This is a genomic window from Rhizobium sophoriradicis, assembly GCF_003939025.1.
GTDB classification, from domain to species: domain Bacteria; phylum Pseudomonadota; class Alphaproteobacteria; order Rhizobiales; family Rhizobiaceae; genus Rhizobium; species Rhizobium sophoriradicis.
Genome location: NZ_RQIH01000013.1, coordinates 101,766 through 115,344, shown reverse-complemented (window position 1 = coordinate 115,344; position 13,579 = coordinate 101,766). Strand labels below are relative to the sequence as shown.

15 protein-coding genes are annotated in these 13,579 nt (G+C 61.9%); 2 read left to right on the top strand and 13 right to left on the bottom strand.

What is annotated here, in order from left to right; translation table 11 throughout:
• Window positions 1-15: 15 nt before the first annotated feature.
• A complete protein-coding gene (locus EFR00_RS22040; protein ID WP_009995205.1) occupies window positions 16-960 on the bottom strand; it encodes a nucleoside hydrolase in 945 nt (314 codons plus the stop codon).
• A gap of 293 nt (window positions 961-1,253) precedes the next feature.
• Here EFR00_RS22040 and EFR00_RS22035 point away from each other — a divergent pair, with 293 nt between their 5' ends.
• The gene (locus EFR00_RS22035) at window positions 1,254-1,679 is read left to right on the top strand and encodes an Hsp20 family protein (protein ID WP_009995207.1); all 426 of its coding nucleotides are present in this window, start codon (window positions 1,254-1,256) and stop codon (window positions 1,677-1,679) included.
• 47 nt (window positions 1,680-1,726) lie between these two features.
• The gene (locus EFR00_RS22030; protein WP_008524631.1) at window positions 1,727-1,984 is read left to right on the top strand and encodes a BQ00720 family protein; all 258 of its coding nucleotides are present in this window, start codon (window positions 1,727-1,729) and stop codon (window positions 1,982-1,984) included.
• A 347-nt stretch (window positions 1,985-2,331) separates the two neighbouring features.
• Here the strand turns inward: EFR00_RS22030 and trmB are convergent, their stop codons facing one another.
• From trmB to tsaB, 12 genes are all read right to left on the bottom strand, one after another.
• Window positions 2,332-3,033, bottom strand: a complete 702-nt coding sequence (gene trmB / locus EFR00_RS22025; RefSeq protein ID WP_009991540.1) for a tRNA (guanine(46)-N(7))-methyltransferase TrmB — start codon at window positions 3,031-3,033, stop codon at window positions 2,332-2,334.
• Window positions 3,030-4,283, bottom strand: a complete 1,254-nt coding sequence (metK, locus tag EFR00_RS22020; protein ID WP_038686468.1) for a methionine adenosyltransferase — start codon at window positions 4,281-4,283, stop codon at window positions 3,030-3,032. Before metK ends, trmB begins: the two co-directional genes overlap by 4 nt.
• Before the next feature lie 176 nt (window positions 4,284-4,459).
• A complete protein-coding gene (locus tag EFR00_RS22015) occupies window positions 4,460-4,879 on the bottom strand; it encodes a helix-turn-helix domain-containing protein (protein WP_038686469.1) in 420 nt (139 codons plus the stop codon).
• 151 nt (window positions 4,880-5,030) lie between these two features.
• Entirely contained in the window at window positions 5,031-6,635 is a 1,605-nt protein-coding gene (gene lnt, locus EFR00_RS22010; protein WP_077991217.1) for an apolipoprotein N-acyltransferase, read from the bottom strand.
• 233 nt (window positions 6,636-6,868) lie between these two features.
• Window positions 6,869-8,014: a hemolysin family protein gene (locus tag EFR00_RS22005; protein ID WP_039617524.1), complete on the bottom strand. Its 1,146-nt coding sequence runs from the start codon at window positions 8,012-8,014 to the stop codon at window positions 6,869-6,871.
• Window positions 8,011-8,526, bottom strand: coding sequence for an rRNA maturation RNase YbeY (gene ybeY / locus EFR00_RS22000; protein ID WP_038686475.1), 516 nt, complete (start codon window positions 8,524-8,526; stop codon window positions 8,011-8,013). Before ybeY ends, EFR00_RS22005 begins: the two co-directional genes overlap by 4 nt.
• A complete protein-coding gene (locus EFR00_RS21995; RefSeq protein WP_038686477.1) occupies window positions 8,526-9,578 on the bottom strand; it encodes a PhoH family protein in 1,053 nt (350 codons plus the stop codon). The genes ybeY and EFR00_RS21995 overlap by 1 nt, the downstream gene beginning before the upstream one ends.
• Window positions 9,579-9,596: 18 nt before the next feature.
• Complete coding sequence (gene miaB, locus EFR00_RS21990) at window positions 9,597-11,006, bottom strand: tRNA (N6-isopentenyl adenosine(37)-C2)-methylthiotransferase MiaB (protein WP_077991215.1); 1,410 nt, start codon at window positions 11,004-11,006, stop codon at window positions 9,597-9,599.
• Between the two features lie 60 nt (window positions 11,007-11,066).
• Window positions 11,067-11,864 carry a lyso-ornithine lipid O-acyltransferase gene (gene olsA / locus EFR00_RS21985; protein ID WP_039617528.1) on the bottom strand — a complete coding sequence of 266 codons (798 nt, stop codon included), beginning with the start codon at window positions 11,862-11,864 and terminating at the stop codon, window positions 11,067-11,069.
• 27 nt (window positions 11,865-11,891) lie between these two features.
• Window positions 11,892-12,320 carry a Fur family transcriptional regulator gene (locus tag EFR00_RS21980; RefSeq protein WP_009983216.1) on the bottom strand — a complete coding sequence of 143 codons (429 nt, stop codon included), beginning with the start codon at window positions 12,318-12,320 and terminating at the stop codon, window positions 11,892-11,894.
• A gap of 77 nt (window positions 12,321-12,397) precedes the next feature.
• Window positions 12,398-12,898: a GNAT family N-acetyltransferase gene (locus EFR00_RS21975; RefSeq protein WP_010004257.1), complete on the bottom strand. Its 501-nt coding sequence runs from the start codon at window positions 12,896-12,898 to the stop codon at window positions 12,398-12,400.
• Entirely contained in the window at window positions 12,895-13,557 is a 663-nt protein-coding gene (gene tsaB, locus EFR00_RS21970; RefSeq protein ID WP_039617532.1) for a tRNA (adenosine(37)-N6)-threonylcarbamoyltransferase complex dimerization subunit type 1 TsaB, read from the bottom strand. The genes EFR00_RS21975 and tsaB overlap by 4 nt, the downstream gene beginning before the upstream one ends.
• Window positions 13,558-13,579 lie beyond the last annotated feature (22 nt).

Below are 13,579 nucleotides of genomic sequence, written 5' to 3'. Positions count from 1 at the left end.
AGAAGGAAGACAAAATCAGATGCGGGCGAAGCGTTCGATCAGCAGATCGAAGAAGCCGTCCGCATCGACATGGCGCATCACCTTCGCATTGCGCTTGCGCTCCGTCACATGCCACCAGTCGACCACGGTCATGCCGACGGTAAGCTCGGACTGCACCTCGATTTCGACATTGCAGTCCCGGCCCTGGAAAAGCTCCGGCTTCAGGAGGTAGGCGATAACCGTGGGGTCGTGCAGCGGCCCCCCGTCGGAGCCGTATTTCTCGATATCGAAGCGCTCGAAGAATTCCAGCATCTCGACCATCGCCTTTGCCGGCGCCGTGCCGATCTCGGCCATGCGCTTTACCCGGTCCTTGCGGGTCAGCAACTGGTGCGTCACGTCAAGCGGCATCATCACGATCGAAATACCGGAGCGGAAGACGATGTCGGCGGCTTCCGGATCGACATAGATGTTGAACTCGGCCGCGGGCGTGATGTTGCCGCCCTCGAAGAAGCCGCCGCCCATCATCACCAATTCGCGAATGCGCGGGATGATATCGGGCGCCTTCTGAAAGGCCATGCCGATATTGGTGAGCGGCCCGAGCGTGCAGAGCGTCACGGTTCCTTCCGGCTCGCGGCGCAGCGTCTCGATGATGAAGTCGACGGAATGGGCCGGCTGCAGCGCCATCGTCGGCTCTGCGAGCTCGGGACCGTCGAGGCCGGTCTTGCCGTGCACGTGCTCCGCCGTCACCAGCTTGCGGGCGATCGGCGCATCGGCGCCGGCGAAAACCTTCGTCTCCGGCCGGCCGCAGAGCTCGCAGACGATGCGCGCATTGCGGCTGGTGAGGGTTAGCGGCACATTGCCGGCGACGGTGGTGATCCCCAGCACCTCCAGCTCGTCGGGGCTGCCGAAGGCCAGCATGATGGCGGCCGCGTCGTCCTGGCCGGGATCCGTGTCGATGATGATTTTTCTTGCGCTTGCCATGCGATCGTCCCGTCCTTGCCATGCCCGTTGCTGCGGCATGCACCACTTCTTCATTTCCCGTCACAAATCAGCACATGTCGCCACGGGCATGTTTTGATGCGAGGCGATAGCCGCTTTGTCAAGCAAGGAGACCGGTGCCGGTCATCTTAGGCTTGAGACGACTTAAATTCGGGAGGCGTCGCCGATGGACCGCCTGTGCCTTGCAGCGCCGGGGTCCTGTCCCCATATTAGCGGCATCCGGATGCTGCGCTTGAGGTCCGGGATGGTCGCTTGCATCAAGGACTTGAAAAGAGATGAGCCGCATTACCCCTTTCGCCAGCCCGCTGCTTCTGGGCTTCGATGCCATGGAAAAGACGCTGGAGCGCATTTCCAAGGCGAGCGACGGATATCCGCCCTACAATATCGAACGCATCGCCGCTGACAGCGGCGCGCCGGAACGTCTGCGCATCACCCTTGCGGTTGCCGGCTTCAGCGAGGAGGAACTCGACGTTTCTACCGAAGAGAACCAGCTTGTCATCCGCGGCCGCCAGGTGGAACATGGCGAGCGGGACTTTCTCTATCGCGGCATCGCCGCCCGCCAGTTCCAGCGCACCTTCGTTCTTGCCGACGGCATGCAGGTGCTCGGCGCCGGCCTGAAGAACGGCCTGCTCTCCGTCGATCTAATTCGGCCGGAACCCGCGCGCATGGTCAAGAAAATTAACATTTCGGTTTCACAGTAGCACAACGGTTTGTCGAACCGTTGGTCCCTTCTTCCGGAGGAACAGGAATGTTGATGAAAGAAGCCACGTCTCACTTGACCAAATCCGAGCTTGCCCACATCGGCAACGGCGAGGTCGCCTATATCAGAAAAATGCGCACCGAAGAGGTCGCCAAGTGTTTCCCCGAGGCGCCGGATATCGATCCGAACGTCGATCTCTGGGCGCTCTTCGGCGCCGACGGCACGCCGATCCTGTTGACAGACAACCGCTCCAGCACCTTCTTCAAGGCTGCCGAGGACGAACTGAAGACGGTAAGCCTGCACTGACCGTCAGATAGTGCCTGACGCGTTGTTCTGCTCTTGCAGCGCACTATCGCGTATTCGATTTCGCTGCGGAGACTGCGTCAGATAGGCCAATCGTCGTTGGTGTCGTGCCTGTGGCCCCCTCATCCGACCCTTCGGGCCACCTTCTCCCCGAGGGGAGAAGAGGGAGCAAGCTGTGCCGACACTGCCTAAAACGAACCCGTCTGGTTAAAGGCACTCCGTTCAAATGGGGCAGATGCCGAAGCGGCATTCTCCTTCTTCTCCCCAGCGGGGAGAAGGTGGCCCGAAGGGTCGGATGAGGGGGCCGCAGGGCACGCCCGTCACTATTACCCTTTAGCTGCCGTCGAAACTCAAATTTTCCGAAACGTCAGATAGGCCGAAGACCGGCCCTCGCGCCGCGCCTTGGCCTCGTAGCGGGTACTCGGCCAACCCTCGTAAGGCGTCAGCCAGTCGGCTGCATTGTCGGCGAGCCAGTCGAAGCCGCTATGGTCGCGGCATTTGAGCAGCGTCCAGTTCACATAGGTGTCGATGTCGGAGGCGAAGCAGAACAGGCCGCCGGGCTTCAGCACGCGATGGAAGCGGTCGAGATTGGTCTTCGAGACGAAGCGGCGTTTCCAGTGCTTCCGCTTCGGCCAGGGGTCGGGATAGAGCAGATCGATCTGGTCGAGCGACGCGTCCGGCAGCCAGTCGAGCAGCTGCGTCGCATCGTCGTTATAGACGCGGATGTTGCGCGCGCCCGTCTCGCCGATGCGCGACAACAGCTTCTGCATGGAATTGACGAAGGGTTCGACGCCGATGAAGCCGGTCGCAGGCCGTTCCAAGGCGCGGTGCATCAAATGCTCGCCGCCGCCGAAACCGATTTCCAGCCGCAATGTTTTGACGGGAACCGGAAAGAGGGATGTCAGCGGCTCCGGAGGAGCCGCCGAGAGGTCGACGAGGAATGCCGGGAGCAGGCTGTTTAACGTCTCAGCCTGCTGTTCGCGCAGGGCCTTGCCCTTACGGCGACCGAAAAAGGCTTCGGTCGCCCGGCCCCGGCGTTCCATATCCGTCATGCAGCAGCCTTGATCTTGACGGCTTCCTTCAGCGCCTTGACGAGGTCGGTGCGCTCCCAGGAGAACGAGCCGTCGCGGCCGGCCTTGCGGCCGAAATGGCCGTAAGCGGAAGTCTTGGCGTAGATCGGCTTGTTGAGGTCGAGGTGACGGCGGATGCCCGACGGCGACAGGTCCATATTCTCGCGGATCGCCGCTTCGACCTGGTCCTCGGAAACGCCCTTGCCGGTGCCGTGCAGATCGACATAGATCGACAGCGGCTGGGCGACGCCGATCGCGTAGGAGAGCTGGATCGTGCAGCGGTCGGCAAGGCCGGCGGCCACGACGTTCTTGGCGAGATAGCGGGCAGCATAAGCGGCCGAACGGTCGACCTTGGTCGTGTCCTTGCCGGAGAATGCGCCGCCGCCATGCGGTGCGGCGCCGCCATAGGTATCGACGATGATCTTGCGGCCGGTGAGACCGGCGTCGCCGTCCGGGCCGCCGATGACGAACTTGCCGGTCGGGTTGATGTACCACTTGCAATCATCGGCAATCTTCAACTCGCCGAGCGCTTCGCGGATATAGGGTTCGACGACGGCGCGGACCTTCTTCGAATCCCAGCTCTCATCGAGATGCTGGGTGGAAAGCACGATCGAGGTCGCTTCCGACGGCTTGCCGTCGAGATAGCGCACGGTCACCTGGCTCTTGGCGTCGGGGCCGAGCTTGGCGACTTCGCCATCACCCTTCTTGCGGGCGGCCGCCAGCAGCTGCAGGATCTTGTGGGAATAATAGATTGGCGCCGGCATCAGGTCCGGCGTCTCGCGGCAGGCATAACCGAACATGATGCCCTGGTCGCCGGCGCCCTCGTCGCCCTGCTGGTCGGCGGCGCTGTCGACGCCCTGGGCGATGTCGGCCGATTGCGAGTGCAGAAGCACGTCGATCTTTGCCTTCTTCCAGTGGAAGCCGTCCTGCTCGTAGCCGATATCCTTGATCGCGCGGCGGGCGGCGGCCTTGAACTTGGACGGATTGATGACGTCGTTACCGTCCTTGTCCTTCTTCATCAGGCTCGGCGGCAGGCGGACCTCGCCGGCGATGACGACGCGGTTGGTCGTCGCCAGCGTTTCGCAGGCAATGCGCACGCCCCACGGATTGACGCCGGTCTTGGCCGCTTCGCGGTAGACCAGATCGACGATCTCGTCGGAGATGCGGTCACACACTTTGTCCGGGTGACCTTCGGCAACAGATTCGCTGGTAAAGAGATAATTCGCGCGCATTCCGGGATTCCCCTCAAAGAATAAAAGCCTGCTAGTAGGTACTCAGTTCGTGCGCTGATGACAAGCGCAGAAGGACATAAATATATCTTTATATCTGCGGCAAAGTGACAAATTTTGCCCCAAAAACGCAAAAAAGCGGCCTTTCGGCCGCCTCCATGCTGCGAAGGGAGCTGTGATCAGTCGGCGTCGGCTTCGGCTGCGAGCGCCTTGACCAGTTCCACGACCTTGCGGCGAACCTTGGGATCGGAAATCTTCACGAAGGCGCGGTTCAGCTGCAGGCCTTCGGAGGAGGAGAGGAAGTCGACGACATAATTCGAGCTCGAGGTTTCGGCCATGCCGCCGATGGCGCCGGAATGTTCGCCGGGCGCATCCTCGAAGAAGAAGGAGACCGGAACATTCAAGATGCTCGAGATGTTCTGCAGACGGCTTGCGCCGACGCGGTTGGTTCCCTTTTCATATTTCTGGATCTGCTGGAAGGTGATGCCGAGGCTTTCGCCAAGCTTTTCCTGGCTCATGCCCAGCATCGTTCGGCGAAGGCGAATGCGGCTGCCAACATGGATGTCGATCGGATTTGGCTTCTTTTTGTTTTCAATCATGGTCGTGCCCTAGCTACGAATTTCAACCTGTTTCTAACCGGCATGCCCCTGATCCATCCCAAAACGCCACGTTGCAGTTGGTGGGAACCCACCTTCCAACATCCGTTAAGAACGCCGATTGTCATCACTATGCAATTTTAGGGGTTTTTGGTCAATTCAACCCTAAAATAAAACCTCCGCGTGAAATCAGCGCAATCAAAATCAGCAGAGCCTCGGTCAACCAGAAGTATGTCTGGTGGGGGTATGTGGTTCCGAACCCTTCACCGAAGCTATCGACAGTTGCATCAATAAAGCCGGTTTCTCCAAGATCGAGGCCGGCGATTATTTCTCCATGGGCGTTCACCAGCGCCGAAATACCGCTATTGGCATCGCGAATCAGCGGCAGGCCGGTCTCGACCGCCCGCACCCGCGCCTGCTGGAAATGTTGGTAGGGGCCAGGGGTCATGCCGAACCAGGCATCATTGGTGAGGTTGAGGAGGGCGTTGGCGTCTTTTATGTCGCCGGTCATTTCACCCGGAAAAATGATCTCGTAGCAGATCAGCGGATAAAGATTGAGGCCGCCGGGCAGCGCCAGCAGGTGCCGGCTTGCGGCAGCCGAAAACCCGCCCGGTATCTCGACGACGTTCTGGATTCCGAATTCGGTGAGCAGGTCTTCGAAGGGCAGATATTCGCCGAAGGGCACCAGATGCACCTTGTCGGAGGCGGCGATGATCTGACCGCGGCCGTCGATCACATAGATGGAATTATAGTAGCGCACCGGCGTGCCCGGCCCCATTTCCTCGGCGCGCACTGCGCCGGCGATCAGGATCTGGTCATCGTCGAGCGTATCGGCGATCCGCGTCAGCGCATCCTGGTTGTCGGTCAGGATGAAGGGGATCGCGGTTTCCGGCCAGACGATGATATTGGGCTTGCGCCCGCCATTTCTGGGCGCCTCGGCCGAAAGCTTCAGATGCGTCTCGAAGATCGCATTGCGATCGGCGTCGTTGTCCATCTTCGCCGCCTGATCGATATCAGGCTGCACCAGCCGCACCACCGGCCGCTTGTCCTCGGGCAACGGCGCCGGCCGCGGCGCCAGATAGAGAGCGTAGGCGCCGTAGCCGAGATGGGCGGCAAACAGCAGGACGGCAAGCGCAATGCCGGTGCGTGCGCCCTGCCGGGTCCCGACAAGGGCGGGCGCGGAAAAGACGAAGACGGCAAGGGCAGTCACGCCCATCGCCCCGATCACGTGCGCCGACTGCATCATCAGCGGAACCGGCATCAGGCCGTAGCCGATGGCGTTCCAGGGAAACCCGGTAAGGATGACGCTGCGAAGCCATTCCATCAGCCCGAAGCCAGCCGCAAGTGCGGCGATCCGCCCCATGCCGTCGGACCAGAAGATGCGGGCCAGCGCAACAGCCAGCCCGTAGAAGATCGCCAGACAGGCCGGCAGACCGAGGATGGTGAGCGGCAGCGCCCAGGCGAACTCCTCCGAATCGACCAGCAGCGCATGGCCGAGCCACCAGAGGCCGGCGACGAAATAGCCGAAGCCGAACAGCCAGCCGACCGCAAAGGCTGGCCACAGCCTGCCGATCAGGCCGCTTTCAGGCGAAGCCGCTGCCCCGTCGATCAGCCAGACGAGCAGCGTGAAGGAGAGAAACATCGCCGTGAAAAAACCGAAGGGCGGCAGCGCCAGCACCGCGAACGCCCCTGCGCCGATCGCCAGCAACGACTGTTTGAACCCCCAGACGAGGATAACCCTGTCCGCAAGCCGCTCCATGCACACTCCCGTCAAGCCGCGAATCAACCGATCCGCAGTCTTTCAAAAAAGCGGCGCTTTGTCCTGTTAGAGCATGTCGCGCAAAAGTGTGCCGCGGTTTTGCGGCAACGACATGCGCAAAAACAAAGAGCCAAATTAAAGCGCAAGGAGCGAATCTGAAAGATCGCGACACGCTTTAATGCATGTCGTCAGGAACTGTGCGGCAGTTCCTGACGACATGTTCAAGCAAGGGACTAGTTGGCGGTCGATTCGGCCGGCCGGTCGTCGCCGGTCTCGGAGCCGGGCGTGATGTCGCCGGCCTCTTTGGCGCGGCGGCGGATCGCGTGGCGCTTGCGGGTGATGCGCAGCCGTTTGATGCGGCGCGGATCGGCGTCGAGGATGTGAAACTCGAAATTCGGCAGCGCCTGAACGACCTCGCCGCGCACCGGAATGCGGCCGAGTGCCGAGAAGATCAGCCCGCCCAGCGTATCGACCTCGTCGACCTGCTCGCTGATGTCGAAATCCGGCCCGATCGCTTCGGCGATCTCTTCCAGTTCGACCCGGGCGTCGGCGATGAAAACGTCTTCGGCGACGCGTTTGAACATCACCTCTTCGTCATCATGTTCGTCGTCGATGTCGCCAACCACCATTTCGACGATGTCCTCATGCGAGGCGAGACCGTCGGTGCCGCCATATTCGTCGATGACGAGGGCCATCTGCGTGCGGTTCACCTGCATGCGGCGCAACAGATCGGAGGCCAACATCGACGGCGGTACGAACAGGATCTTGCGGATGATGCCGGCCTCGGCCAGCGTCTTCTGCAGATCGACGCGGGCAAGATCGAAATTCGACTTGGCCGAACGCGGCGGCTTCTGGATATTCTCAGGCGCAACCTCGATCGCCGGCACCGCGACCGAAGGTTTCGTCGGGCCGCGGCGCTTGTTGCGCGCCTGCTTGGCGACATAGGAGAGCAGGTCGCGGATATGCACCATGCCGCGCGGATCGTCGAGTGTATCGGCATAGACCGGCATGCGCGAACGGCCGGATTCCTCGAACAGGATCATCAGCTCGCCGATGGTGATGTTCTGATCGACCGCCTCGATGTCGGCCCGCGGCACCATCACGTCGGCAACGCGCACCTCGCGGAAGCGCAGGATATTGTGCAGCATCGCCCGCTCGTCGGGAGAAAAGGCGTCGTCGCCGGCCGCGTCGGTCATCAGCGCGTCGGCGAGATCCTCGCGCAGTCGTGAACCTTGTTGTGGGCGAAGTATGCGCGCGGCGCGCGACCAGAAGGATTGGGATCGGCCGGATGGCCGACTACTACTGCCCGCCTCGTCCGAAGAAGAGGATGGCTCAGAGTCCTTGGCGTCTGCCGCCGGCTTCGTCGTAAAGTCGCTCATGGTTCCATTTTAAGGTCTTGACCCTCGTAAGGATCAGATAGGCCGAGCTGCGCCAAAATGCGAGTCTCCAGCCCCTCCATAATTTCGGCTTCGGTACTATTCATATGGTCGTAGCCGAGAAGATGCAAGAAACCGTGCACCAGAAGATGGGTCAGGTGGTCGTCGAAGCTTTTTTCGAGCTCATGGGCCTCCCGCTCCACCGTCTCCCGGGCGATGATGATGTCGCCGAGCATCGGGCCGGGCATTTTGCCTGGCTTGACCGGAAAGGCCGGGAAGGACAGCACGTTGGTCGCCTTGTCCTTGCCGCGCCATTCGGCGTTGATGTCCTGGATCGAGGCGTCGTCGGTAAAGACCAGCGACACCTCGGGCGGCATCGTCGGAAAGGGCTGCTTTTCGCTGTCGCGGAGATAGATCGCCGCTGCCCCGAGCACGTGGCCGCAAAAAGCCAGCAGCGTCTCCTCCTCGGGCCAGCCGATGTTCTCGATGCTGATCTGGATGTCGAGCTCGGCCATCAGTCGGGCCGGCTGACGTCTTCGGCTTCGACGGCATAGGTGGAATCATAGGCTCTGACGATGCGCCCGACCAGCGGATGACGCACGACGTCGGTATCCTTGAAGCGCACGATCGAGATGCCCTCGACGCCGTTCAGCAGTTGCAGGGCCTCGACGAGGCCGGATTTGACGCCGCGCGGCAGGTCGATCTGGCTCGGGTCGCCGGTGACGATCATCCGGGCATTCTCGCCGAGGCGCGTCAGGAACATCTTCATCTGCATCGATGTGGTGTTCTGCGCTTCGTCGAGGATGATCGCGGCATTGGCGAGCGTGCGACCGCGCATGAAGGCGAGCGGCGCGATCTCGATGACGCCGGCGGTGATCGCCCGGTCGACCTTGTCGGCCGGGATCATGTCGTAGAGCGCATCATAGAGCGGACGAAGATAGGGATCGACCTTTTCCTTCATGTCGCCCGGCAGGAAGCCGAGGCGCTCGCCGGCCTCGACGGCCGGACGCGACAGGATGATCTTTTCGACGGCGCCGCGTTCCAGCAGCTGGGCGGCATGGGCGACGGCGAGATAGGTCTTGCCGGTACCGGCCGGGCCGACGCCGAAGACCAGTTCGGAGCGTTCCAGTGCCCTGATATAGGCGTCCTGGGTCGGCGTGCGGGCAATGATCGTTTTCTTGCGGGTGGAGACCTGCGCCATCGTCAGCTTGGCCTTGCGCTCCATCGTCGGCAGGCTGAGCTGGTCGTCGGCGGCGACCGCCATGCGGATTGCGCCCTCGACGTCGGATCTTTCCACGCTGCCGCCTTTCTGAAGCTTTTCATAGAGATAATCGAGCGTGCGCCGTGCCTGGTTGGTGGTCACGACATCGCCCGATATGACGACGGAATTGCCGCGCGCCCGCGCATCGATGTTGAGCCGCTCCTCGAGCAGCTTGAGGTTCTGGTCGAATTGACCGAAGAGCTCGCTGGCGAACCGATTGTTCTCGAACGTCAGGACGAAGTGATTGGTGTCGCTCGGCGTGCGGGGGTGGCGCGGTGAAGAAGAAACCAATTCTTGTCCGTTCAAGCGGTCGGGCTCCTTGGGTTAAACCGCAGCCTCTGCGCGCTCGGCAAACAGGCTGTTCGTTCCGGTTCCGGTGATTCGCACTTTAATAATGTCACCGATTTGCGATGCTTTTGCATCAACATTCACAGACTGAAGCCAGGGAGAACGTCCGATTAACTGGCCGGGCATGCGGCCGGGCTTTTCGAGCAGCAGATCGATCTCTTTGCCGATGCAGGATTCGGCAAATTCCTGCTGCTGCTTCAGGAGAAGCGCTTGCAGGCGTTCCAGCCGTTCTGCCTTGATTTCTTCCGGCACCTGGTCCTTCAGTTCCGCGCCGGGTGTGCCCGGCCGTGTCGAGTATTTGAATGAGAAGGCCTGCGCATAGCGCACCGTCTTCACAAGTTCTAATGTATCCTCAAAATCTTCGTCTGTCTCCCCCGGAAAGCCGGTAATGAAATCGCCGGACAGGGCAATGTCGGGCCGTATCGTGCGGATGCGTTCGATCAGCGAAAGATATTCGGCCGCCGTGTGGCGCCGGTTCATCGCTTTCAGGGTGCGATCGGAACCCGATTGCACCGGCAGATGCAGATAGGGCATCAATGCTCTGAGGTCGCGATGCGCCTCGATCAGCCGGTCGTCCATGTCGCGCGGATGGCTTGTGGTATAACGGAGCCGGGCGAGGCCGGGGATTTCGGCAAGGCGGTAGAGCAGGTCGCCGAGGCTCCATGTCCCGCCCCGCGGTCCGGCGCCGTGCCAGGCATTGACGTTCTGCCCGAGCAGGGTGATTTCGCGCACGCCGGCTTCGACGAGTTTTTCTGCTTCCTCAAAGATCTGGGAAACCGGCCGCGACACTTCCGAGCCGCGTGTATAGGGCACGACGCAGAAGGTGCAGAATTTGTCACAGCCCTCCTGCACCGTCAGGAAGGCGGTGACGCCGCGGGCGCGGATCTTCCGGCTCTCGGCGATCGGCAGGTGCTCGAACTTGTCCTCGATCGCATATTCGGTGTCGACGACGCGCTGGCCCTGTTTGGCCCGACGCAAAGCTTCCGGCAGGCGGTGATAGGTCTGCGGGCCGATGACGACGTCGACGGCCGGCGCCCGGCGCAGGATCTCCTCGCCTTCGGCCTGGGCGACGCAGCCGGCAACGCCGATCATCATCTCCCGGCCGTCTGCCGCCTTCTTTTTCTTCATCTCGCGCAGCCGACCGAGCGCGGAATAGACCTTCTCGGCCGCCTTCTCTCTTATATGGCAGGTGTTGAGAAGGACGAGGTCAGCCTGTTCCATGTCTTCCGTCGGCTCGTAACCGTCGCGGGCGAGCGCATCACTCATGCGCATGGAATCATAGACGTTCATCTGGCAGCCATAGGTCTTGATGAAGACCTTGCGGCTGTTGGAGCCGTCGCGGAGCATCGGCTCCGGGGCCTGGAGAAGGGCGCTGTCCTGTGTCATGCCGCGCTATTTAGTGGGTTTTGCCGCCCGAGAAAATCGAAATCTTGTTTTCGCAGCTTGCTAGGAGATTTCCCTCCCGCGCAGGCGGCTGTTGAGCAGGTTGCGAATGCGGGAAGCAATGGTCGCGCTGACCTCCTTGCGATTGCTGTCGGCGCGGTAATCCACCGCCTCGCCGAAGGAAACCTCGGCGTCGATGGCGCCGCAGCGCACGATGTCGAGGAGGTGCGGTAAAAGCTCGATATCCCCCGGCCAGGCGGCGAGCGGCCGGTGATAGCGCCCCATGGCGATACCGTGCACCCTTGTATAGGCGACGGCCACCGGCTGAACCACGACGGTTCCGGTCGGCGAGGCGGGCACGGCCATCGCGGCGGCGCCGAACAGCGAGGATTTCACCTCCAGCAGCCGGTTGCCGTCAGAGGTCGTGCCCTCGGGGAAGAGCACGATGATTTCGCCGTCGGCCATGCGCCCGGCGATCTCATTGGCCTGATGGCCGGTTTTGCGCCTCTCCTCGCGCACGACGAAGACGCTTTTCTGCAGCTTGGCAAGCGTGCCGAAGATCGGCCACTCGGCCACCTCGATCTTGGCGATGAAGGCGACGTCGGCAACCGCCGACATCACCATGATATCCATCCAGGACGAATGGTTGGAACAGAGCATCAGCGGCCGGCGGTCTTCCAGCCTGCCGGTGACGCGCACACGAATGCCGAGACAATAGCAGATGATGCGGTGCCAGACTCGCGGCAGCCGGCGGCGCAGCCGCCAGTCGAAACTGAGCGCCAGCAGTTGCAGCGGTATGAGCACGATGCTGACGGCGAGGATAACGACCGCAGCCAGAGCAATGCGCAGCCAGGCGATCAAATGTGCTGCTCCCGGGCACCCATTGCTTCAGAGATCGTCCTTCTTCAACGGAATGCCGTAGAGCTCCAGGCGGTGGTCGACCAGCTTGAAGCCATGCTCGCGGGCGATGCGCTCCTGCAGCGCCTCGATCTCCGGCGAGCGAAATTCGATAACCGTACCGGTTTTCAGGTCGATGAGGTGGTCGTGATGCTCTTCCGGCACTGTTTCGTAGCGCGAGCGCCCGTCACGGAAGTCGTGGCGGGCGATGATGCCGGCATCCTCGAACAGTTTGACGGTGCGATAGACGGTCGAGATCGAGATTTTCGCATCGACTTTCACCGAGCGGCGGTAGAGCTCTTCGACGTCGGGATGGTCTGCCGAATCTTCCAGGATACGTGCGATCACGCGGCGCTGCTCGGTCATGCGCATGCCGCGTTCGGCGCAAAGCTCCTCAAGGGTCTTGGCTACATCAGGCATGGCCCGCCTTCAAAACTATTCACGTTTCGACAACGCCCGCACGGTCGTCGCGCCAGCCTGTCTTCTCTGCCAGGGAACTATCGAAGAACGCGCTTCATGACAAGCGCCGTGGAAAGGGCGCCGTTTTCCTGCTTGTAATAGCCCTGGCGCTCGCCGACCTTCTCGAAGCCGAGCTTGCGGTAAAGGCCGAGTGCGGCCGTATTGCCGTTATCGACCTCGAGAAACATGCTCTCGCCGCCGCGCGCCCGCGCTTCCCGCATCGCGGCCTGCATCAGCCGCCAACCGAGCCCGGCCCGGGCCGCCTTCGCCTGCACGGCAATCGTCAGGATTTCCGCTTCGCCGGCGACCTGGCGGGCAAGGATGAAGCCGGGAAGCGGCTTTTTCAGGATGGCATTGGTCTGGCGCGCGACGAAGCCGAACACGGTCTCCTGCGACAGCAGGCTATGGAACTCGCCGTCGCCCCAGGGCCGCGCGAACCGCTCGCCATGCAGCACGGCAACATCGCGGCAATCCTCGCGCTCCATGGCGATGATTTCGAATTCGGGCTTCAGCGTCAGATAGGCTTCCAGCATCGTCATACTCGTCGGGCGATCGCATATCCGGACTGCGGTTTGGCATCCGGTCCGCGCAGATAAAGGGGCTTCGGCTTTCCGGCATCGGGGGAGGCGGCAGCACCGAGGCGCGCCACAATGGAAATCGGGAATCGGTTGGCGTGGTCGCCGCCGGCGCCGGCCTTCAAGAGCGGCGTCGCCGAACCGGTAATCTCGCCGTCGAAGCCGGCGGCGAAAGCCTGGGCCTCGGCGACGCTTGCCGCCCGCGGCGCATCGAGGGCCGAACCGTCGGCTGAAAAGGATTGGAGGTAGATCTCGTCGCGCTTGGCGTCCATTGCCGCGAGCACCGCGCGGCCGGGCGTCTTCTCGCGCTGGGCTGATGCCATGACCTCGAGCGTGGTGACGCCGACGGCAGGCACATTGAGGGAAAGCGCAAAACCCCGGGCTGCTGCAACGCCGACGCGGATGCCGGTAAACGAGCCGGGGCCGACGGTGACTGCAAGCCGGTCGATGTCGGATAGTGCCAGCCCGGCCTGATCGAGTGCGCGATCGACGATACCGATCAGATGTTCAGCATGCCCCTTGCCGATCATGTCCGATGCCTCCCCCAGCATCGTATTCCTACCGCTGTCATAAACGGCGGCAGCGCAGTCTACACCTGCCGTGTCGAGCGCCAGAACAATCATGCCATCAATTTCCGAAAAATCT

Bases quoted from the DNA above. Each gene is read 5' to 3' on its own strand.
- EFR00_RS22040 (WP_009995205.1), bottom strand. From the start codon at position 960: ATGGCAAGCGCAAGAAAAATCATCATCGACACGGATCCCGGCCAGGAC.
- EFR00_RS22035 (WP_009995207.1), top strand. From the start codon at position 1,254: ATGAGCCGCATTACCCCTTTCGCCAGCCCGCTGCTTCTGGGCTTCGAT.
- EFR00_RS22030 (WP_008524631.1), top strand. From the start codon at position 1,727: ATGTTGATGAAAGAAGCCACGTCTCACTTGACCAAATCCGAGCTTGCC.
- trmB (WP_009991540.1), bottom strand. From the start codon at position 3,033: ATGACGGATATGGAACGCCGGGGCCGGGCGACCGAAGCCTTTTTCGGT.
- metK (WP_038686468.1), bottom strand. From the start codon at position 4,283: ATGCGCGCGAATTATCTCTTTACCAGCGAATCTGTTGCCGAAGGTCAC.
- EFR00_RS22015 (WP_038686469.1), bottom strand. From the start codon at position 4,879: ATGATTGAAAACAAAAAGAAGCCAAATCCGATCGACATCCATGTTGGC.
- lnt (WP_077991217.1), bottom strand. From the start codon at position 6,635: ATGGAGCGGCTTGCGGACAGGGTTATCCTCGTCTGGGGGTTCAAACAG.
- EFR00_RS22005 (WP_039617524.1), bottom strand. From the start codon at position 8,014: ATGAGCGACTTTACGACGAAGCCGGCGGCAGACGCCAAGGACTCTGAG.
- ybeY (WP_038686475.1), bottom strand. From the start codon at position 8,526: ATGGCCGAGCTCGACATCCAGATCAGCATCGAGAACATCGGCTGGCCC.
- miaB (WP_077991215.1), bottom strand. From the start codon at position 11,006: ATGACACAGGACAGCGCCCTTCTCCAGGCCCCGGAGCCGATGCTCCGC.
- EFR00_RS21980 (WP_009983216.1), bottom strand. From the start codon at position 12,320: ATGCCTGATGTAGCCAAGACCCTTGAGGAGCTTTGCGCCGAACGCGGC.
- EFR00_RS21975 (WP_010004257.1), bottom strand. From the start codon at position 12,898: ATGACGATGCTGGAAGCCTATCTGACGCTGAAGCCCGAATTCGAAATC.
- tsaB (WP_039617532.1), bottom strand. From the start codon at position 13,557: ATGATTGTTCTGGCGCTCGACACGGCAGGTGTAGACTGCGCTGCCGCC.